Raw genomic sequence first — 18,877 nt, 5'->3', positions numbered from 1 at the left:
CGCGTAGAGTGTCGCGGGGGATCAGCTCCCCTGCGGCACTCTTCGCATTTCTTCTTCGAACTTCTTCTTCGCACCTTCTGGAGAACCCTCATGGACGCCCCCTCCGTCATCAGGACCAAGCGCGACCGCGGCGAGCTGACCGACCCTCAGATCGACTGGGTGATCGACGCCTACACCCGTGGCGAGGTCGCCGACGAGCAGATGTCCGCGCTGGCCATGGCGATCCTGCTGAACGGCATGAACCTGCGCGAGATCAGCCGCTGGACCGACGCGATGATCCGCTCCGGCGTCCGGATGGACTTCTCCGCGCTCGGCGTCCCGACCTCCGACAAGCACTCCACCGGCGGCGTCGGCGACAAGATCACCCTCCCGCTGGCCCCGCTGGTCGCCGCCTGCGGCGCGGCCGTCCCGCAGCTCTCCGGCCGTGGCCTCGGCCACACCGGCGGCACCCTGGACAAGCTGGAGTCCATCCCCGGCTGGCGGGCGCTGCTCTCCAACGAGGAGATGATGTCGGTGCTGCGCGACGCCGGAGCGGTGATCTGCGCCGCCGGTGACGGCCTGGCCCCGGCCGACAAGAAGCTCTACGCCCTGCGCGACGTGACCGGCACGGTCGAGGCGATCCCGCTGATCGCCTCCTCGATCATGTCCAAGAAGATCGCCGAGGGGACCGGTGCGCTGGTCCTCGATGTGAAGGTCGGCTCCGGCGCCTTCATGAAGAACCTGGCCGACGCCCAGGAGCTGGCCCGCACCATGGTCGGCCTGGGCACCGCCGCCGGGGTCAACACCGTCGCGCTGCTCACCGACATGTCCACCCCGCTCGGCCTCACCGCCGGCAACGCGCTGGAGGTCCGGGAGTCGGTCGAGGTGCTGGCCGGCGGCGGCCCCGCCGACGTGGTCGAGCTGACCCTGGCGCTGGCCCGCGAGATGCTCGCGGCGGCCGGCGTGCACGGCAAGGACCCGGCCGACGCGCTGCGGGACGGCTCCGCGATGGACCACTGGCGCCGGATGATCTCCGCCCAGGGCGGCGACGTGGACGCCCCGCTCCCGGTCGCCCGCGAGCAGCACGTGATCACCGCCTCCGCCACCGGCGTGCTGACCGGCCTGGACGCCTACGCGGTCGGCGTCTGCGCCTGGCGCCTGGGCGCCGGCCGGGCCCGCAAGGAGGACCCGGTGCAGGCCGGCGCGGGCGTCGAGATGCACGCCAAGCCGGGCGACCGGGTGACGGCGGGTCAGCCGCTGCTGACCCTGCACACCGACACCCCCGAGCGCTACGACTACGCGATCGAGGCCCTGGCCGGCGGCGTCACCATCGCCCCGGAGGGCACCTCCTTCACCCCGAACCCGATCGTGCTCGACCGGATCGCGTAACCAGTCCCGCCCTGACGCCTGGTGAGCGGGCGTCAGGGCGCCCGGCGGGTGCGCAGCCGCAGGTAGGCGGCCACCGCGCCGGTCAGCCCGGCCGCCGCGATCAGCCCGTACCCGACCTGGTGCCAGCCGGGCCCGACCGTGAGCAGTTCGGCGAGCCCGGCCAGGGCCAGCGCGGTCACCAGGGCGGTGAGCAGCCCGGCGGCGAAGCCGATGAACGCGTCCAGCTCGGCGGTCTTGTCCTGGTCCCTGCGCATGGCGGGCGATCCCAACTCTCGGGGCTGCGGCACCTGTTGCCTACCCGCGACGGCCCGATCGGATGCGTCGCTCAGGCGTAGGTGAGCAGTCCGCCGGTGTCGATCGACCAGGGGCCGACGGCGACGGTGTCGCCGAACACGAACTTCTCCCGGGAGGCGTAGCCGGGCTGGGAGTGCACGAGGCCGGTGCCGTCGCGGGGGTCCACCAGGAGGTAATGCGGGATGCCCATGGCCGCGTAGTCGTGGACCTTGTTCTCGTAGTCGTTCTCGGGGTTGGACTTGGAGACGATCTCGACCACCAGCAGCACCTCTTGGGGAAGCAACGCCGGCATGGTGCCTTCCAGCGACTTCTCCGCGAAGACCATCAGATCCGGACAGCGCAGCCTGCCGAGTCCGGGGTCCTCCAGGTCGGCGCCGGGGAGGGCGATGTGGCCGGGGTGTGTGCCGGGGAGCTGGGAGTTGAGCTGTCGGGCGATCCGGAGCACTGCGAGCTCGTGGCGCATGACCGGTGGCAGCGTCATGACGATCACGCCGTTCGCGATCTCCGTCCTGCCGATTCCGGGCACCGTCGGAAGCTGGTCGGCGATCTCGCGAAGCCGGGCGTACGCGGTCGGGGTGCGGCTCATGCCCGGAGTGTACGGACGGCCATGGCCTTGCGGGTGGCGTAGAGGGTGACGCCTGCGGCCAGGGTCATCGCGGTGAGGCCGACGGTGGCGGTGCCGGGCCAGCCGGTGGAGTGGTAGGCGTCGGCGCCGAGGGTGCCGCCGAGGCTGTTGCCGAGGTAGTAGGCGATCAGGTAGAGGGCGGAGGCCTGGGCACGGCCCTCGGTGGCGGTGCGGCCGACCGAGGAGGAGGCGGTGGCGTGGCCGGCGAAGAAGCCGGCGGTGATCAGGGTCAGGCCGAGCAGGATGCCGGCCAGGGTGTCGGAGAGCGAGAGCAGCAGGCCGGCGGTGGTGGTGCCGATGGCGACGTAGAGGGTGCCGCGGCGGCCGAGGCGGCCGACCAGGCGGCCGGCGCCGGCCGAGGAGAGGGTGCCGACCAGGTAGACCACGAAGACCGAGGCGGCCACCGACTCGGGGAGGTCGAACGGGGCGGCGACCAGTCGGTAGCCGACGGTGTTGTAGACCGCGCCGAAGACGGCCATGAAGAGCAGGCCGAGCCCGTAGAGCCGGAGCAGCAGCGGGTTGCGCAGATGGCCGGTGACGGTGCGGGCCAGCGCGCGGGCGTCCAGCGGGGTGCGCCGGAACTGCCGGGCGGCGGGGATCAGCAGGCGGAAGGCGAGGGCGGCGGTCAGGGCGAGGACGGCCGAGACGGCCAGGCCCCAGCGCCAGCCCCAGGCGGCGCCCGCCCAGCCGGAGGCGAGTCGGCCGCCCATGCCGCCGATGCTGTTGCCCGCGACGTACAGGCCCATCGCGGAGGCCAGTGCGCTCGGGTGGATCTCCTCGGCCAGGTATGCCATCGCGGTGGCGGGCAGCCCGGCGAGGGCGGCGCCCTGGACGGCGCGGAGGACCACCAGGGTGGTGAGGTTCGGCGCGAACGGCAGGAGCAGGGCGATCCCGGCGGCGGCCAGCATCGAGGCGGTCATCACCGCCGTCCGCCCGTACCGGTCGGACAGCGCGCTGGCCGGGAGCAGCGCCAGGGCGAGGCCGAGGGTGGCCGCCGAGGCGGTCCAGCTGGCCTGACCGGGCGTCAGGCCGAGGTCGGCGGAGAGCAGCGGCAGCAGGCCCTGGGTGGAGTACAGCAGGACGAAGGTGGCGATCCCGGCGGCGAACAGCGCCAGGTTCGCGCGCCGGAAGGCGCGGTCACCGGGGCGGTGCCTGGTGTCGGCGGAGGCGACCGAAGTGGCGGCAGGGGACGGCGAGGAGAGGGCACCCGGCAGCTCGGCTGCGGATGCCCCGGTACTGGCAGGCGGCATGGAAGTGAAGTTAGGGGGCAGGTCACTGATGCGTCCAATGCATGATTCGTCGATAATTCATGCCATGTCGCATGAGAGCAGCTCACCGCCGCCGACCCTGGCCGACCTCGGCCCGGAGACCGATCTCGCGCTGCTCGCCCCGCAGTTGGCACAGTTCGCGGCGGTGGCCCGGCTGGAGCACGTGACCCAGGCGGCCCAGCTGCTCGGGATGCCGCAGCCGACCCTGTCCCGCTCGGTGGCCCGGCTGGAGGCGGAGCTCGGGGTGCAGCTGCTGGCCCGTCAGGGGCGGACGGTGCGGCTGACCCGGGCCGGGCGGATGCTGCTCGGTTCGGTCGAGCGGGCGCTGGCCGAGCTGGAGCGCGGGGCGGAGGCGGCCAGGGCGGAGGCCGATCCGGCGGTCGGCCGGGTGGCGTTCGGCTTTCTGCACACGATGGGGTCGGATGCCGTCCCGGCGCTGCTGCGCGGCTTCCGGGTGGGGCATCCGCAGGTCCGGTTCCAGCTGGTGCAGGACTACGTGGCGGCGATGCTGGAGCGGCTGCGGTCGGGGGAGCTGGATCTCTGCCTGGTCTCACCGCTGCCGGACGACCCTGACCTGACGACCCGTCCGCTGGACGAGCAGCGGCTGCACCTGGCCGTCCCGGCCGACCACCGGCTGGCCGGGCGGCGCCGGATCAGGCTGGCGGAGGTGGCGGAGGAGCCGTTCGTCGCGGTCGAGGAGGGGTACGGCCTGCGGGTGATCACCGACGGCTTCTGCGCGGAGGCGGGCTTCGCGCCGCGGATCGCGTTCGAGGGGGAGGAGGCGGAGACCCTGCGCGGGCTGGTCGCGGCCGGGCTCGGGGTGGCCCTGCTGCCCCCGGCCCTGGTGCCCCGGCCAGGCGTGGTGGAGCTGGAGGTCACCTCACCCCGCACCCGCCGGGCGATCGGCCTGGCCTGGGTGACGGGCCGTCCGCTCACCCCGCCGGTGGCGGCCTTCCGGGACTTCGTGCTGTCCCGCCGGGGCCGCCTGCTCGACCACGACTGAGCGCCGGGCCGAGCAGGGCGCCGCTGGTCAGCGGTTGAGTGCCGAGGTCAGCAGGCCCTTGATGATCAGGTAGGCGAGGGTCGCGCCGAGCGTGACGCCGACCATGGCCAGCGCCTTCACCGGGGTGGCGAGCGGCTTCCGGGCGATCGAGGTGTTGAGGAAGAGCGCACCCGCCCCCAGCGCGCCGCCGATCGCGCCGCCCACGATGAGGAGCCCCATCGGCAGGATCGACAGTGCCTTCTGCCAGGGGGCGAGCCCTTCGAACGGGTTCTTCCGGGGTGCTTTCGGCTCGCCGGTGCGGGACAGCTTGGACACGTGGGTTCCTCGGGGCAGCGGGGGCGGGCCTCCGGGCGGAGAGCCGGGCAGAGCCTAGCCAGTCGCCCCCCCCGGCGGAAGGGGCGGGGCTTCCGCTGCGCCACGGTGCCGCACACCTCAGCAGGGGTGTCGGTATCCGGCCAGGAGCGGGCCAACTTCCCGAACTTATACCGCTCTTTACCAAATTGAGGGATATTGATGGGGGGACTGCAGGCACGGCTGCAAGGATCGAACCAGGGGGAATCGTGTCGGAGCAGGACACGGCCGCGCGCGTCGACGGCGGTGCGCCGGGTGAGGCCCGGCGGGGGCGGTTGGACCGGATGCTGAGGCGCTCGCCGCTCCAGCCGTTCTTCCGGGCCCGGGCCGCGCAGCGGCTCTCCGTGCTCGCCTATCACGGGGTGGACGACCTGCCGAGCTTCACCGCCCAGCTGGAGCGGCTGACCAGGGGCGCCACCCCCGTCTCGCTCGGCACCGTCGAGCGGGCCGTCACCGAAGGGCGTCCGCTGCCGCCGCGCAGCGTGCTGGTCACCTTCGACGACGGCGACCGTACGCTGCTCACCCGGGGGCTGCCGGTGCTGGCCCGGCTCGGGGTGCCGGCCGCCGCCTTCGTGGTGGCCGGACTCGTCGACGGGGACCAGCCGTTCTGGTGGCGCGAGGCGGCCGGGCTGGCCGCCTCGGGCGGCACCGCCGGTGCGCTGTCCGGTGTTCCGGCGGCTGCGGTGGTGGGCCGCCTCAAGCTTCTTCCGGACGCCGAACGGTGCGCTGCCATCGAGGAGTTGCGGGCCACCGCGGCCCGGCCGGCGGCCCGTCAGCAGCAGCTCTCCGCGCTGGAGCTGCTGGACCTGGTCGCCGCCGGGGTGACGATCGGCAACCACACCCTCGGGCATCCCTGCCTCGACCGGTGCGAGCCGGGCGTGGTGCGCACCGAGATCGAGCAGGCGCACCGCCTGCTGACCGGCTGGCTGGGCGTGGCGCCGACCGCGTTCGCCTACCCCAACGGGAACTTCGACGCCGGGGCCGACACGGTGCTGCGCGAGCTGGGCTACCGGCTCGGCTTCCTCTTCGACCACCGGCAGGACGCGCTGCTGCCGCCACATCCGTTGCGGATCAGCCGACTTCGGGTGAACTCCGACACCAGCCGGGCCCGGTTCGACACAATCCTCTCGGGGCTGCACCCGGCCGTGCACCGACTCCGTGGCGGCTGCTGAAACAGTGTGGCGGGGCCGGGCGGGGTGGGGAGCGGACATGGTCGAGCGGTACACGCCTGAGCAGCTGACGCCGGAACTGGTGGACGGCTGGCGGGAGTTGGTGGCAGAGCTGGCGGAGCGCGGGTCGTGGTTCCTGACCCCCGACTGGGTGCTGTCCTGGTGGGAGACGCTGGGTCGGCGCGGCCCGGCCGAGATCGCGGTCTGGCGGGGCCGGGACGGCGCGGTGGAGGCCGTGGTGCCGCTGTGCCGGACCAGGCTCCGGCTGCACCCGAGGCTCCCGTTCACGGTCGGCTGCCGGACGGTGCTCGGCGCCGGACCGGGCGCCGCCGACCACGGCGGGTTCGCGGTCCGGCCGGGCCGGGCGGACGAGGTCCGGGGCTGGCTGACCGAGCTGGCCCGGCGCGAGACGCTCTGGTTCCCGGACGTGGATCCGCTGCTCGGCGAGCTGCTGCCGGCCACCCGGCGCGAGGTGTCCCGGCAGTCCTGCCCCCGGGCCGACCTGACCGGGGGCCTCGAGTCGCTCGGCTCCCGGCAGTTCCGGGCCGACCTGCGGCGGTACGGGCGCAAGCTGGCCGCCGCCGGGGTGACCTTCCGCTGGGTGCCGCCCGGCGAGGCCGGGCCCGGGCTGCTGGACACCGTGGTGCGGCTGCACCGGCTCCGCCGGGACGCGCTGGGCCGGGGCACCACCTTCGACGAGCAGCGGCTGCCGCTGCACACCCGGCTGCTGGAGCGCGCGCGGCCGTCCGCCGGGCCTGCCTTCCTGCTGGCCGAGCACGAGGGCGAGGTGGTCGGCGGGCTGTACGGCTTCCTCTGGGGCGACACCTTCGCCTACTACCAGATCGGCTGGGACCCGGCCTGGGCGCCGCTGCGGCTCGGCACCGCGATCATCGCCGAGGCCGTCCGGGCTTGCGCGGAGCGGAAGTTGACCACCTTCGACTTCCTGCGCGGCACCGAGTCGTACAAGTACCGGTTCGACGCGGCCGACCGCGCGGACCAGAGCTGGCTGGTCCCGCACGGGCTGTCCGGCGCGCTGCTCGGGCTCAAGTACCGGGTGAAGGGCTGACCGGGCCCGCCGAAGGGCCGACCGGCCCAACGAGGTGCTCTCCAACGATGGAAAGTGAGCAACCGCATGGTGAATCTACGCGCGTAGGGGCTACACTCCCGCAATGGAGAAGCAGATCCCTGTTACCGCGGGCACCACAGGCCCCCGCATCCCCGACGCCGCCCAGATCGCCCGCGCCCCGAAGGTGCTCCTGCACGACCACCTCGACGGCGGGCTGCGCCCGGAGACCATCGTCGAGCTGGCCGCGGCCTGCGGTTACGAGGGTCTCCCCACCACCGACCCGGCCAAGCTCGGCCTCTGGTTCCGGGAGGCGGCCGACTCCGGCTCGCTGGTCCGGTACCTGGAGACCTTCGCGCACACCTGCGCCGTGATGCAGACCCGCGACGCGCTGGTCAGGGTCGCCGCCGACTGCGCCGAGGACCTGGCCGCCGACGGCGTGGTCTACGCCGAGGTCCGGTACGCCCCGGAGCAGCACCTGGAGCAGGGCCTGACCCTCGATCAGGTGGTCGAGGCGGTGAACGAGGGCTTCCGGCTCGGCGAGGCCAACGCCCGCGCCAAGGGCCACCGGATCCGGGTCGGCACCCTGCTCACCGCGATGCGGCACGCCGCCCGCTCGCAGGAGATCGCCGAACTCGCCAACCGCTTCCGGGACCACGGCGTGGTCGGCTTCGACATCGCCGGCGCCGAGGCGGGCCACCCGCCCACCCGGCACCAGGGCGCCTTCGACTACCTCAAGGGCGAGAACAACCACTTCACCATCCACGCCGGCGAGGCCTTCGGCCTGCCGTCGATCTGGGAGGCCCTGCAGTGCTGCGGCGCCGACCGGCTCGGCCACGGCGTCCGGATCATCGACGACATCACGGTCAACGAGGACGGCAGCGTCGAGCTCGGCCGGCTGGCCGCGTACGTGCGGGACAAGCGGGTCCCGCTGGAGATGTGCCCGACCTCCAACCTGCAGACTGCGGCGGCGACTTCGTACGCCGAGCACCCGATCGGCCTGCTCAGCCGGCTCAAGTTCCGGGTCACCGTGAACACCGACAACCGGCTGATGAGCGGCACCAGCATGAGCCAGGAGTTCGGCCACCTGGTGGACGCCTTCGGCTACACCCTGGGCGACATGGAGTGGTTCACGGTGAACGCGATGAAGTCCGCGTTCCTGCCGTTCGACGAGCGGCTGGCGATGATCAACGATGTGATCAAGCCCGGCTATGCCGAGCTGAAGGCGGAGTGGCTGTTCAGCGCGGGTGCGGGCGTCGGCGCCTGACGGTAGCCGACCTGGTGACGGATGAGCGCGTGGCCTTCGCCGTGGCCATGCGCTCATCTGACTATTCAGCCAAGTGAGTTACTCGCCTTTGATCTGTGCGCGACGTTGTCACTACGGTGTGCCAGTCAGAGCTGACACGGCGTAGCGGTGGGCCTTCTCGGATGCCCGCCCGCGACGTCGGCCACCGACGAGGACACGAGGACCAACTCATGAAGCAGGCCACTCTGAAGGCTGCCGGGACCGCTGCGCTCGGCGTTGCGCTCGCGGCTGCGGCTGCCGGTTCCGCCTCCGCCGCCACGCCCGGTGGGCTCGGTCTCCCGACCGGAGCGCTCGCCCACTCCGGTGCGCTGACCGGAGCGGCCACCAGCACCGTCAGCCAGCTGCCCGCCACCGCGCCGGTGACCGAGGCGGTCGGCAACCTCAACCCGGACGTCGCAGGACCGGTGGCGCAGGCCCCGGAGTCCGCCCAGCCGATGACCGCGCCGGTCACCGAGCAGACCGCCCCGATGACCGACGGCGCGACCGCCCCGGTCGCCGAGGCCACCACCCCGCGCGGCCTGCCGCTCCCGGTGCCCGGCGCCGAGGGCCTGACCCAGGCGCCCGGCGTCAGCACCGTGACCGGTGCGCTCGGCGGCGGTCTCCCGGGTGGTGGCGGCCTGCCGGGCCTGGGTGGCTGACCCACCCCCCAAACACCGGACGGCCTGAGGGCCGCCTTCCCGCACGCGGCGGGGGAGGCGGCCCTTCGGGCTTGCGGGACGGCTGGGTCACGGCTCCTGAGGGAGGATCAGCCAGAGCGCCAGGTAGATCAGGAACTGCGGGCCGGGCAGCAGGCAGGAAGCCAGGAAGATGATCCGGACCGTCCAGGGGGCGAGTCCGAAGCGCTTGGCGATCCCGGCGCAGACGCCGGCGATGACGCGGTGGTGTCGGGGGCGGGCAAGTGCGCTCATGGTCAGCTCCGGTTACGTCGCCCGGGCCGGTCTCTCCGGTGGGCATGTATCCATCGTCGGCGCCGCGCCCCGCGAAATCCTCCGCCCTGATGCCGATCCAGGCCCCTGGATTCCTCACCGCTCCGAGGTATCCGCAGCTCAGGGTCGTCCTCGGGGTAACCCTGACGCTCCCTGCCGCGGAGAGCTCAGCGCTGGGGGGAACTGCCGCGTGCGGTGAGGGTGTTGAGTGGAGCGGGCAGCCGGTAGGGGGCCCGGCCGCGGACCGGGCGGGGGCCGGAGCGCTCGACCAGGCGGGACCGGGTGAACGGGACGACCACAAGGTGGCAGGCGGCCACGCCGAGTACGCCGAGCACGATGTCGTCCACGTTCAGCACGTGTCCGGGCGCCCAGCCCTTGAGGATCTCCAGGCCGGTGGCGATCAGCGCCGCGCAGCCCGCCGTCCGCAGCAGCGAGGGCAGCCAGCCGACCCGCAGCCGGCCGCCGGCCAGCGGTAGCAGGACACCCAGCGGCGCCAGCGGCAGCAGTCCGCCGGCCAGTCGGAGCAGGCCGTCCAGGCTGCCGACGGAGAAGGCCAGCCGCACCGAGGCGAACGGCGTCAGGTTGGCCGGTGAGGTCCAGCCGACCGCGAGCGGCCGCAGGATCAGCCACCCGATCAGGCCCAGGTAGCCGGTCAGCCACAGGATGCCCAGCAGCCGCAGCCGGGGCGACACCTCCGGCGCGGGTTGCGAGGGGTTCGCCTGGTCCGTCACACCGGCAGGGACGCGAGCCCGTGCGCGGACGGTTCCCGGCGGCTGTCAGGTACGGCCGGACGGGTGCGCCGGGCAGCTGCGCCGCTCAGGGGCAGGCGGTCGCGCTCGGCGAGGCGGTGCCCGGCGAGGCGCTGAACAGCACCGCGGGCGACTTCGACACCGCGCCCGGCGTCGGCCGCACGGGCGCCAGGGTGGGCTGCGCGCTCGGCAGGGACGGAGTCGGCTCGGCCGCCTCCGGCACCCGTACCGGGGTCGGGCAGGCGGTCCGGCTGGCGGGCGCGCCCGCGTCCACCGGCACCGCCGTCGGCCGGATGCCGCACCCGGCGGCGGTGGTCAGCGCGGCGCCCAGCAGGGCCGCGGTCAGCAGGCGACGTAGCGTCACTTCGGGCCCTCCTGGAAGATCGGCGCGGGCTGGGTGAGCGGCAGGGTGAGGGTGAAGACCGCGCCGGTCGAGCCGTTCGCCGCGGTGATCGAGCCGCCGTGGATCTGGGCGTTGGCCATCGCGATCGACAGGCCGAGCCCGCTGCCCTCGGACCTGGCCCGGCCCTTGTCGGCCTTGTAGAAGCGGTCGAACACGTGCGGCAGCACGTCCTCCGGGATGCCGGGGCCGCTGTCCGAGACCTCGACCACCACGGTCTCGTCGATCTGACGGACCTTCACCCGGACCGGCGAGCCGCCGTGCTTGAGCGCGTTGCCGATCAGGTTGGCGAAGACCACGTCCAGGCGCCGGGGGTCGACCACCGCGAGCACCCCGCGCGGGGCGTCCAGCTCGACCGCGTCGTACCAGGCCCGGCCGTCGATGCAGGACATGATCAGATCGGCGATGTCCACCTCGTCGGCGACCAGCTTCGCGGTGCCCGCGTCGAACCTGGTCACCTCCATCAGGTTCTCCACCAGGTCGGACAGCCGCCGGGTCTCGCTCACCACCAGCCGGACGGCCGGCGCGATCATCGGGTCCAGCGACTCCGCCTCGTCCTCCAGGATGTCGGTCACGGCGGTCATCGCGGTCAGCGGCGTCCGCAGCTCGTGCGACATGTCGGCGACGAACCGGCGACTCTGCGCCTCCCGGGCGCTCAGCTCGGCCACCTGGCCGGAGAGCGACTCCGCGGTCCGGTTGAACGTCCGTGCCAGCTCGGCCAGTTCGTCCGCACCCTCGACCTCGAGCCGGGTGTCCAGGTGCCCTTCGCCGAGCTGCCTGGCCGCCTCGCCGAGCCGCTTCACCGGCCGCAGCACAGTGGCGGCGGCGGCCTGCGCGATCAGCGCCGAGCCGATCAGCGCGAGCAGGGTGGCGATCGCCAGCGACCAGCCGAGGGTGTTCAGGTCGGCCCGCTCGTTCTCCAGCGACTTGAACATGTACGCCGTCGGCCCGGTCGGCACCACCCGGGTGCCGCCGACCAGGTACGGGCCGGGCAGGTTCACCCGCTGCCAGTAGAGGTGATACGCGTACGGATTGCCCGGGCCGACCTCGCGCGGGTCGTTCACCGTGCCGCGCAGCGAGGCCGGGACCTGGGCCGCGGTGAACCTGGCCGGGTCCGAGGAGGCCACGCAGTCGGGCAGCCCGGGGGCCACCACGACCACCTCGTAGCTCAGCCCGGAACTGGCCACCTGGGAGGCCAGGTAGGCCAGCTGGTTGCAGCTCGGGTCCAGCGGCAGTGCAGAGACGTTCCGGCTCAGCGAGTTCCGGAAGTCGTTCAGCGCGGTGTCCTGGGCGCGCTTGAGCACCGCGTCCCGGTTCAGCCAGTACGCGATCCCGGAGGCGGAGACCGCGGTGGTCAGCGCGACCACCGCGAAGACCGCGATCAGCCGGACCCGGAGCGAGCGCAGGTGCCGCCCCCGCCCCGGGCGCGGACGGGGCGGGATCTTGAGGTCAGTCAACGGAGCAGCTCACCATCGTCAGGGATCAGGCCGGCGGATCGAGCCGGTAGCCGACCCCGCGCACGGTGCGGATCAGGGTCGGGGCGGAGGGTACGTCCTCGACCTTGGCCCGCAGCCGCTGCACACAGGCGTCCACCAGCCGGGAGTCGCCGAGGTAGTCGTGCTCCCAGACCAGCCTGAGCAACTGCTGACGGGACAGTGCCTGGCCCGGACGGCGGCTCAGCTCCAGCAGCAACCGCAGCTCGGTGGGCGTGAGTTGGAGATCCTCGCCGTCCTTGGTGACGGTCATCGCGGAGCGGTCGATCACCACGCTGCCGTACGCCGAGGAGTCGGAGCTCTCCCGCTCGCCGCGTCGCAGCACCGCCCGGATCCGGGCGTCCAGCACCCGGGGCTGGACCGGCTTGACCACGTAGTCGTCCGCTCCCGACTCCAGGCCGACCACCACGTCGATGTCGTCCGAGCGGGCGGTGAGCAGGATGATCGGCAGCTGGTCGGTGCGCCGGATCCGGCGGCACACCTCGAAACCGTCGATACCGGGCAGCATCACGTCGAGCACGATCAGGTCGGGACGCTGCTCCTTGAAGAGCTTCAGGCCGTCCTCGCCCGAGGCAGCGGCGGCCACGCGGTGGCCCTGGCGGGTGAGAGCGAGTTCGAGGCCGGTCCGGATGGCGTCGTCGTCCTCGATCAGAAGGAGGAAAGGCACGGGCTCATTCTGGACCAAGTGGCGCCAGTGTTCACCCACCAGGTCCAGTCCCGTAGTTCCTCTGCAACCGGAACCCGGGGTTCTGCGTCCAGGCTTGAAGGGTCGAAGGTCCCGGTGGCTGTGACAGCCCTGTGACAGTCGGCGGACACCGCCATCACAACGGACCGGCAGGATTTTCCTTGTCGCCGCAGTACCGGGCGGCAGAACCGCTGGTACCGATCCATGGGGGTGCACGATGAACGCCACGCTCAAGACCCGCAGCAACGCGGCCGTCCACAACGCGCGTTCGTCTCACACGCACTTCGAGGTACGGACCGACGAGACCTCCGGTGCCGTGATCGTACGGGGGTGCGCACACAGCACCGGATCCCGCCGCCTCGGTGGCGGGAGCAGGGGGGAGCTGTTCGGGATCGGTCGCATGGGGAGTGCGGCCGACTCCGCCTCGACCATGACGCTGCGGGGAATCCTTCCCGTCCGCGTCGAGGGTCGGGAGAACACGGGGGGTACGGGGGAGGGCCTGTCCGGTACCGGCTCGGGGGAGCCGGCCGGACGGGAGGCCGCGGGTGCGACGCTGCTGAGGCTCGCGCCGGCCACCGAGGAGCAGACCACCGCTCCGAGCGACAATGTTGCCGAGTTCACCGCGTACGTCCGGGAGCGCCGGGCCTCGCTGTACGCCACCGCGTACCACCTGACCGGCGACCGCTACGAGGCCGAGGACCTGCTGCAGAGCGCGCTGTTCTCGACCTACCGGGCCTGGGACCGGATCACCGACAAGGCCGCGGTCGGGGGCTACCTCCGCCGCACCATGACCAACCTGCACATCTCCGCCTGGCGCCGCCGCAAGGTCGCCGAGTACCCGACCGAGGAGCTGCCGGAGACGGTCGGCGACACCGACGCGATGGGCGGCACCGAGCTGCGCGCCGTGCTCTGGCAGGCGCTGGCCAAGCTGCCGGAGAACCAGCGGACCATGCTGGTGCTCCGCTACTACGAGGGCCGCACCGACCCGGAGATCGCCGACATCCTGAGCATCAGCGTCGGCACGGTGAAGAGCAGCATCTGGCGGGCGCTGCGCCGGCTGCGCGAGGACGACCAGCTGAACCGCACCGGGGACACCGTCTTCGCCTTCGGCGAGCTGGTCGCGTAGGTCGCGTAAGTCACGTACACAGGACTCCCGTCGGGGGACGGGGCAGGTCACGGAAGTACGGCAGGTCGACTCGGGGGAGCGGACCGCCGGAGGGATGTGACCGAAGCGGAAGGGCCCGGTGCCGGGGAGCGGCTCCGGGCCCTTCCGTATCTCCAGGTGTCGACGGGGCGTCAGGCGGGCTGCGGCTGCCGTCCGGCCACCGCGCCGATCCGCTGCTCGGCCTCGGGCCCGGCGCAGGCGTAGGCGCCGAGCTCGACCTGCCGGGCCACGATGCCGCGTTCGGCCCGCATCAGCCGCCAGCCGCGCCGGAGCAGGTACGGCACGGACTTGCGGGCCTCCCGGACGTCCCGGCGGAACCGTCGCCAGGCGGTGGTCAGCGGACGGTTGCGCAGGCAGATCGCCGCGCCGAGCAGCCCCTCGGCCGCGCACTGCCCGACCAGTTCGGCGGCGAATATCCCCTCGGCGATGAAGGCCGGGGCGCCTGCCAGGTCGAGTACGTGGGTGCCGGCCCGGCCGTTGGCCGGGATCGAGTACACGGGCACCTCGGCCCGGCCGCTCCCGGTCAGTTGCCGGATTGCGGCCAGTGCCTGCTCACGGTGCCAGGAGAGCGGCGAGTCCCAGTCGGTCCCGTCGCCGTCCGGCAGTACGGGCAGCGTCGGGTCGTCGCCGTCCTTGTAGAAGTCGTCCAGCTGGAGCACCGGCAGTCCGGTCCGCTCCGCCAGCGAGGACTTCCCCGATCCGGACGGCCCGGACAGCAGGACGACCAGGGCGGGTGCCGTCGGGGCGGGGTTCATGGGGGAGTCACTCACGAGACACCAGTCTGACGCATCGGAGGGCGATGCCGAAACAGACGGGACGTCAGTTTCTGCCGCCGACAGCCGTCGCCAGCGCGGGCAGGTAGCGGCTGTGCACCTGGATGTGTACCGCGTCACCCTCGGCCGGCGTGTAGAGCTTGGCCGCCCAGTCCTGGTCGTGCCACGCCTCCGGCTCCGGGTCCAGCAGCTCGCCGCCGACCGGGAACAGCAGGTACGGGTACGCCCGGGACCCGAACGCCGCCTCGGCCTGCCCGGGCGTGAACAGCAGGCTCCCGTTGGTGTACTCGGCCGGCCAGCCGGGCCGGTCGGAACGGACCGCGCAGGGCAGCCTGGTCTGCTTCCCGGCCCGCAGCCGACGCAGTGCCCGGCGCGCCCGCAGGGCCCGCAGCGGCCCGTCCCCCAGCAGCACGGCCAGCTCGCCGAGTATCTCCCACACGGTGCCCTCCCAAGATCATGTGGCGCACTCCGGACCCTACCGACGCGGGCCGGCCCGGGTGCACCCCCGACCGGCGGGTCTTGGGCCCTCCGGCGATTGGGGGGCGGCGTCGCGGCGCCGGGGCACGCACCTCGCCGGCTTGTCGTCGGTGGCCGATGCTCCGCATCTACTCCCTCCTCGGCACCGCCGAGCCACGCACTCCACCACCGCTCCTTCACCCACCCCCCAATAGCCGGAGGGTCTTAAGGGCGAGCCCGGAAAGGTCGACGGGCCCGCACCAGGGGGGGAGAGGTGCGGGCCCGTCTGTGGCACGTCCGGGCCCCGGGGGGGGTAGGGCACTGGGGACGGCCAGTCTGTGTGGAGTTTTCCCTGCGGGAGGGTCAGATACCCATCGGGTGCCAGACCGTCTTGGTCTCCAGGAACGAGAGTAGCCGCTCCGTTCCCGGCGCATTGGTCCAGTCCAGCGAGGCCTGGTCGGCCGCCGGGCGGATGACTCGCTTCAGAGTATCCGCGGCGAGCACCTCCAGCTCGACCGCCGCGCCGGGGCCTTCGGCCGCGATCGCGCCGGCCAGGTCCAGGCCGTTGACGTCCTGGTGCGAGGCCAGCGTCGGGGCGATGTCGGCGGTCTTCCCCGAGATGAGGTTGACCACGCCACCGGGCAGGTCCGAGGTGGCCAGCACCTCGCCCAGCGAGAGCGCGGGCAGCGGGGCGTCGGTGGCGGCCGCGACCACCACGGTGTTGCCCGCCGCGATCGCCGGGGCGATCACCGAGACCAGCCCGAGGAAGGAGAAGCCGGCACCGGACTGCGGCGCGACCACACCGATCACACCGGACGGCTCCGGGGTGGACAGGTTGAAGAAGGGCCCGGCGACCGGATTGGAACTGCCCGCGATCTGCGCGACCTTGTCGGTCCAGCCCGCGTACCAGACCCAGCGGTCGATCGCGGCGTCCACCAGCGCGGCGGCCTTCTTGCTGCCGATGCCCTCGGCGAGCGCCACCTCGGCGGTGAACTGCTCGCGACGGCCCTGCAGCATCTCGGCGATCCGGTACAGCACCTGGCCACGGTTGTACGCGGTGGTGCCGGCCCAGCCCTTCACGGCCGCCCGGGCCGCGAGCACCGCGTCCCGGGTGTCCTTACGGGTGCCGAGCGGGGCGTTGGCGAGCCACTGGCCCTTGGAGTCGGACACCTCGTACACCCGCCCGCTCTCGGAGCGCGGGAACTTCCCGCCGACGTACAGCTTGTAGGTCTTGAAGACGCTCAGGGTGGTCTCAGACATCGAGGTACGCCTCCAGGCCGTGGCGGCCGCCCTCGCGGCCGTAGCCCGACTCCTTGTAACCGCCGAACGGCGAGGTCGGGTCGAACTTGTTGAAGGTGTTGGCCCAGACCACACCGGCCTTGAGCTGGTTCGCCATCCAGAGGATGCGCGAGCCCTTCTCGGTCCAGATGCCCGCCGACAGCCCGTACGGGGTGTTGTTGGCCTTCTCGACCGCCTCCGTCGGCGTGCGGAAGGTCAGCACCGAGAGCACCGGGCCGAAGATCTCCTCGCGGGCGATCCGGTGCGCCTGGCTCACGCCGGTGAACAGGGTCGGCCGGAACCAGTAACCGGCGCCCGGGAGTTCGCACTCCGGGGCCCAGCGCTCGGCGCCCTCGGCCTCGCCCGCCGCGGACAGCTCGGTGATCCGCGCGAGCTGCGCGGCCGAGTTGATCGCGCCGATGTCGGTGTTCTTGTCCAGCGGGTCGCCGACCCGCAGGGTGCCCATCCGGCGCTTCAGCGCGTCCAGCAGCTCGTCCTGGATCGACTCCTGGACCAGCAGGCGGGAGCCCGCGCAGCAGACGTGACCCTGGTTGAAGAAGATGCCGTTCACGATGCCCTCGACCGCCTGGTCGATCGGCGCGTCGTCGAAGACGATGTTCGCGGCCTTGCCGCCGAGCTCCAGCGACAGCTTCTTGCGGCTGCCCGCGAGCTGCTTGGCGATCGCCCGGCCGACCGGGGTGGAGCCGGTGAAGGCGACCTTGTTGACGTCCGGGTGCGAGGTCAGCGCGGCGCCGGTCCGGCCGTCACCGGTGACGATGTTGACGACACCCTTGGGCAGACCGGCCTGACGGCAGATCTCGGCGAACCGCAGCGCGGTCAGCGGGGTGGTCTCGGCCGGCTTGAGCACGACCGTGTTGCCGGTGGCGAGCGCCGGGGCGATCTTCCAGGCCAGCATCAGCAGCGGGAAGTTCCACGGGATGACCTGGCCGGCCACGCCGAGCGGCTTCGGGTTGCTGCCGTAGCCGGCGAAGTCGAGCTTGTCGGCCCAGCCCGCGTAGTAGAAGAAGTGCGCGGCGACCAGCGGGAGGTCGACGTCGCGGGTCTCCCGGATCGGCTTGCCGTTGTCGATCGACTCCAGCACCGCCAGCTCGCGCGAGCGCTCCTGGATGATCCGGGCGATCCGGAACAGGTACTTGGCCCGCTCGCTGCCCGGCAGCGCCGACCAGTCGGTGAACGCCTTGCGGGCGGCGGCGACCGCACGCTCCACGTCCTCGTCGGTGCCCTGCGCGAACTCCGCCAGCACCTGCTCGGTGGCCGGGTTGACGGTCTTCAGCGCCTCGCTGCCGGAGGAGTCGACGAACTCGCCGCCGATGAAGTGGCCGTACGAGGTCGCGATCTCACCGGCGGCGGCCGGGGACTCCGGCGCGGGGGCGTACGTGAACAGGCCGCCCTTGGGGGCCTCGACCTGCTGCGCCTGCTTGTTCTTGGCCATGGGGATCAGTCCACCGTCACGTAGTCGGGACCGGAGTACCGGCCGGTGGTGAGCTTCTGACGCTGCATCAGCAGGTCGTTGAGCAGGCTGGAGGCACCGAAGCGGAACCAGTGCGGGGACAGCCAGTCGTCGCCGAGCGTCTCGTTGACCATCACCAGGTACTTCATGGCGTCCTTGGTGGTCTTGATGCCACCGGCCGGCTTCACGCCGATCTGGACGCCGGTCTGCTGCTTGAAGTCGCGGACGGCTTCCAGCATCAGCAGGGTGACCGGGGGAGTCGCGTTGACGGCGACCTTGCCGGTGGAGGTCTTGATGAAGTCGGCGCCGGCCAGCATCCCCAGCCAGGAGGCGCGGCGCACGTTGTCGTACGTCTGCAGCTCGCCGGTCTCGAAGATCACCTTGAGGTGGGCGGAGGTGCCGTCGGCGCGCTTGCACGCCTGCTTGACCGCGACGATCTCGTTGAAGACGTCCAGGTACCGGCCGGAGAGGAACGCCCCCCGGTCGATCACCATGTCGATCTCGTCGGCCCCGGCGGCCACCGCGTCGGCGGTGTCGGCCAGCTTCACCGGCAGCGCGACGCGCCCGGCCGGGAAGGCGGTGGCCACCGAGGCCACCTGGATGTCGGTGCCCGCGAGGGCGGCCTTGGCAGTGGCGACCATGTCCGGGTAGACGCAGATCGCGGCGACCCGGGGGGCGGTCGGGTCGGTCGGGTCGGGGTTCCGGCCCTTCGTGCACAGGGCGCGCACCTTGCCGTGGGTGTCCGCGCCTTCCAGTGTGGTCAGGTCGATCATCGAGATCGCCAGGTCGATGGCGTACGCCTTCGCCGTGGTCTTGATCGATCGAGTACCGAGGGTGGCTGCGCGGGCTTCCAGGCCGACGGCGTCGACGCCGGGCAGGCCGTGCAGGAAACGGCGGAGCGAGGCCTCGGACGCCGCAACGTCCTCAAGGCCGCCGCCCGCAGCGCCGGGGGCTTTGGCTGCAACAGTGGACATAGTCACCAGACCAGCATATCTACGCGCGTAGCGATGCGCTAGGCCCACCCGGTTTCGATG

General features: G+C 72.5%; 21 protein-coding genes. 7 read left to right on the top strand and 14 right to left on the bottom strand.

Going from position 1 to position 18,877, the window contains the following annotated elements; all coding sequences use genetic code 11:
- Positions 1 to 90 precede the first annotated feature (90 nt).
- A complete protein-coding gene (locus ACXJMZ_RS05280; protein ID WP_457028813.1) occupies positions 91 to 1,368 on the top strand; it encodes a thymidine phosphorylase in 1,278 nt (425 codons plus the stop codon).
- A 32-nt stretch (positions 1,369 to 1,400) separates the two neighbouring features.
- On the opposite strand, the gene ACXJMZ_RS05275 is transcribed toward ACXJMZ_RS05280, so the two are convergent.
- The 3 genes from ACXJMZ_RS05275 to ACXJMZ_RS05265 all read right to left on the bottom strand — a co-directional run bounded on the left by ACXJMZ_RS05275 (position 1,401) and on the right by ACXJMZ_RS05265 (position 3,537).
- Entirely contained in the window at positions 1,401 to 1,622 is a 222-nt protein-coding gene (locus tag ACXJMZ_RS05275) for a hypothetical protein (RefSeq protein WP_457028812.1), read from the bottom strand.
- Positions 1,623 to 1,693: 71 nt separating this feature from the next.
- Positions 1,694 to 2,248: a Uma2 family endonuclease gene (locus ACXJMZ_RS05270; RefSeq protein WP_457028811.1), complete on the bottom strand. Its 555-nt coding sequence runs from the start codon at positions 2,246 to 2,248 to the stop codon at positions 1,694 to 1,696.
- The gene (locus ACXJMZ_RS05265; RefSeq protein WP_457028810.1) at positions 2,245 to 3,537 is read right to left on the bottom strand and encodes an MFS transporter; all 1,293 of its coding nucleotides are present in this window, start codon (positions 3,535 to 3,537) and stop codon (positions 2,245 to 2,247) included. The genes ACXJMZ_RS05270 and ACXJMZ_RS05265 overlap by 4 nt, the downstream gene beginning before the upstream one ends.
- Before the next feature lie 64 nt (positions 3,538 to 3,601).
- Here ACXJMZ_RS05265 and ACXJMZ_RS05260 point away from each other — a divergent pair, with 64 nt between their 5' ends.
- A complete protein-coding gene (locus ACXJMZ_RS05260) occupies positions 3,602 to 4,558 on the top strand; it encodes a LysR family transcriptional regulator (protein WP_457028809.1) in 957 nt (318 codons plus the stop codon).
- Positions 4,559 to 4,585: 27 nt separating this feature from the next.
- Here the strand turns inward: ACXJMZ_RS05260 and ACXJMZ_RS05255 are convergent, their stop codons facing one another.
- Positions 4,586 to 4,873 carry a hypothetical protein gene (locus ACXJMZ_RS05255; protein ID WP_457028808.1) on the bottom strand — a complete coding sequence of 96 codons (288 nt, stop codon included), beginning with the start codon at positions 4,871 to 4,873 and terminating at the stop codon, positions 4,586 to 4,588.
- Positions 4,874 to 5,118: 245 nt separating this feature from the next.
- Between ACXJMZ_RS05255 and ACXJMZ_RS05250 the strand changes: the two genes are divergently transcribed.
- From ACXJMZ_RS05250 to ACXJMZ_RS05235, 4 genes are all read left to right on the top strand, one after another.
- Positions 5,119 to 6,081, top strand: a complete 963-nt coding sequence (locus ACXJMZ_RS05250) for a polysaccharide deacetylase family protein (RefSeq protein WP_457028807.1) — start codon at positions 5,119 to 5,121, stop codon at positions 6,079 to 6,081.
- Positions 6,082 to 6,118: 37 nt separating this feature from the next.
- Positions 6,119 to 7,144, top strand: coding sequence for a GNAT family N-acetyltransferase (locus tag ACXJMZ_RS05245; protein WP_457028806.1), 1,026 nt, complete (start codon positions 6,119 to 6,121; stop codon positions 7,142 to 7,144).
- Positions 7,145 to 7,247: 103 nt separating this feature from the next.
- On the top strand, positions 7,248 to 8,408 hold the full coding sequence (locus tag ACXJMZ_RS05240) for an adenosine deaminase (RefSeq protein WP_057231117.1): 1,161 nt from the start codon (positions 7,248 to 7,250) through the stop codon (positions 8,406 to 8,408).
- Between the two features lie 209 nt (positions 8,409 to 8,617).
- Entirely contained in the window at positions 8,618 to 9,085 is a 468-nt protein-coding gene (locus ACXJMZ_RS05235; protein ID WP_457028805.1) for a hypothetical protein, read from the top strand.
- Positions 9,086 to 9,172: 87 nt separating this feature from the next.
- On the opposite strand, the gene ACXJMZ_RS05230 is transcribed toward ACXJMZ_RS05235, so the two are convergent.
- The 5 genes from ACXJMZ_RS05230 to ACXJMZ_RS05210 form a co-directional block, all read right to left on the bottom strand.
- Complete coding sequence (locus tag ACXJMZ_RS05230) at positions 9,173 to 9,355, bottom strand: PspC domain-containing protein (protein WP_057231113.1); 183 nt, start codon at positions 9,353 to 9,355, stop codon at positions 9,173 to 9,175.
- A gap of 185 nt (positions 9,356 to 9,540) precedes the next feature.
- Positions 9,541 to 10,104 carry a VanZ family protein gene (locus ACXJMZ_RS05225; RefSeq protein ID WP_457028804.1) on the bottom strand — a complete coding sequence of 188 codons (564 nt, stop codon included), beginning with the start codon at positions 10,102 to 10,104 and terminating at the stop codon, positions 9,541 to 9,543.
- A gap of 85 nt (positions 10,105 to 10,189) precedes the next feature.
- Positions 10,190 to 10,486 (bottom strand): hypothetical protein, encoded by a 297-nt coding sequence (locus tag ACXJMZ_RS05220; RefSeq protein WP_457028803.1) that lies wholly within the window; start codon positions 10,484 to 10,486, stop codon positions 10,190 to 10,192.
- Positions 10,483 to 11,979 (bottom strand): ATP-binding protein, encoded by a 1,497-nt coding sequence (locus ACXJMZ_RS05215; protein ID WP_457028802.1) that lies wholly within the window; start codon positions 11,977 to 11,979, stop codon positions 10,483 to 10,485. Before ACXJMZ_RS05215 ends, ACXJMZ_RS05220 begins: the two co-directional genes overlap by 4 nt.
- A 25-nt stretch (positions 11,980 to 12,004) precedes the next feature.
- Positions 12,005 to 12,682, bottom strand: coding sequence for a response regulator transcription factor (locus tag ACXJMZ_RS05210; protein ID WP_184918780.1), 678 nt, complete (start codon positions 12,680 to 12,682; stop codon positions 12,005 to 12,007).
- A gap of 235 nt (positions 12,683 to 12,917) precedes the next feature.
- On the opposite strand from ACXJMZ_RS05210, the gene ACXJMZ_RS05205 reads away from it, so the two are divergent.
- Complete coding sequence (locus tag ACXJMZ_RS05205) at positions 12,918 to 13,826, top strand: SigE family RNA polymerase sigma factor (RefSeq protein ID WP_457028801.1); 909 nt, start codon at positions 12,918 to 12,920, stop codon at positions 13,824 to 13,826.
- Positions 13,827 to 13,996: 170 nt separating this feature from the next.
- Here the strand turns inward: ACXJMZ_RS05205 and ACXJMZ_RS05200 are convergent, their stop codons facing one another.
- The 5 genes from ACXJMZ_RS05200 to deoC form a co-directional block, all read right to left on the bottom strand.
- Complete coding sequence (locus ACXJMZ_RS05200) at positions 13,997 to 14,635, bottom strand: ATP-binding protein (protein WP_457028800.1); 639 nt, start codon at positions 14,633 to 14,635, stop codon at positions 13,997 to 13,999.
- 49 nt (positions 14,636 to 14,684) lie between these two features.
- On the bottom strand, positions 14,685 to 15,077 hold the full coding sequence (locus tag ACXJMZ_RS05195; RefSeq protein ID WP_457028799.1) for a hypothetical protein: 393 nt from the start codon (positions 15,075 to 15,077) through the stop codon (positions 14,685 to 14,687).
- Between the two features lie 380 nt (positions 15,078 to 15,457).
- Positions 15,458 to 16,354 carry an aldehyde dehydrogenase family protein gene (locus tag ACXJMZ_RS05190; protein WP_457028798.1) on the bottom strand — a complete coding sequence of 299 codons (897 nt, stop codon included), beginning with the start codon at positions 16,352 to 16,354 and terminating at the stop codon, positions 15,458 to 15,460.
- The gene (locus ACXJMZ_RS05185; RefSeq protein WP_457028797.1) at positions 16,347 to 17,825 is read right to left on the bottom strand and encodes an aldehyde dehydrogenase family protein; all 1,479 of its coding nucleotides are present in this window, start codon (positions 17,823 to 17,825) and stop codon (positions 16,347 to 16,349) included. Before ACXJMZ_RS05185 ends, ACXJMZ_RS05190 begins: the two co-directional genes overlap by 8 nt.
- Before the next feature lie 5 nt (positions 17,826 to 17,830).
- Positions 17,831 to 18,817, bottom strand: a complete 987-nt coding sequence (gene deoC / locus ACXJMZ_RS05180) for a deoxyribose-phosphate aldolase (protein ID WP_457028796.1) — start codon at positions 18,815 to 18,817, stop codon at positions 17,831 to 17,833.
- Positions 18,818 to 18,877 lie beyond the last annotated feature (60 nt).

It is taken from the genome of Kitasatospora sp. P5_F3, assembly GCF_054049135.1.
This window is presented reverse-complemented; position numbering and strand designations above follow the sequence as displayed.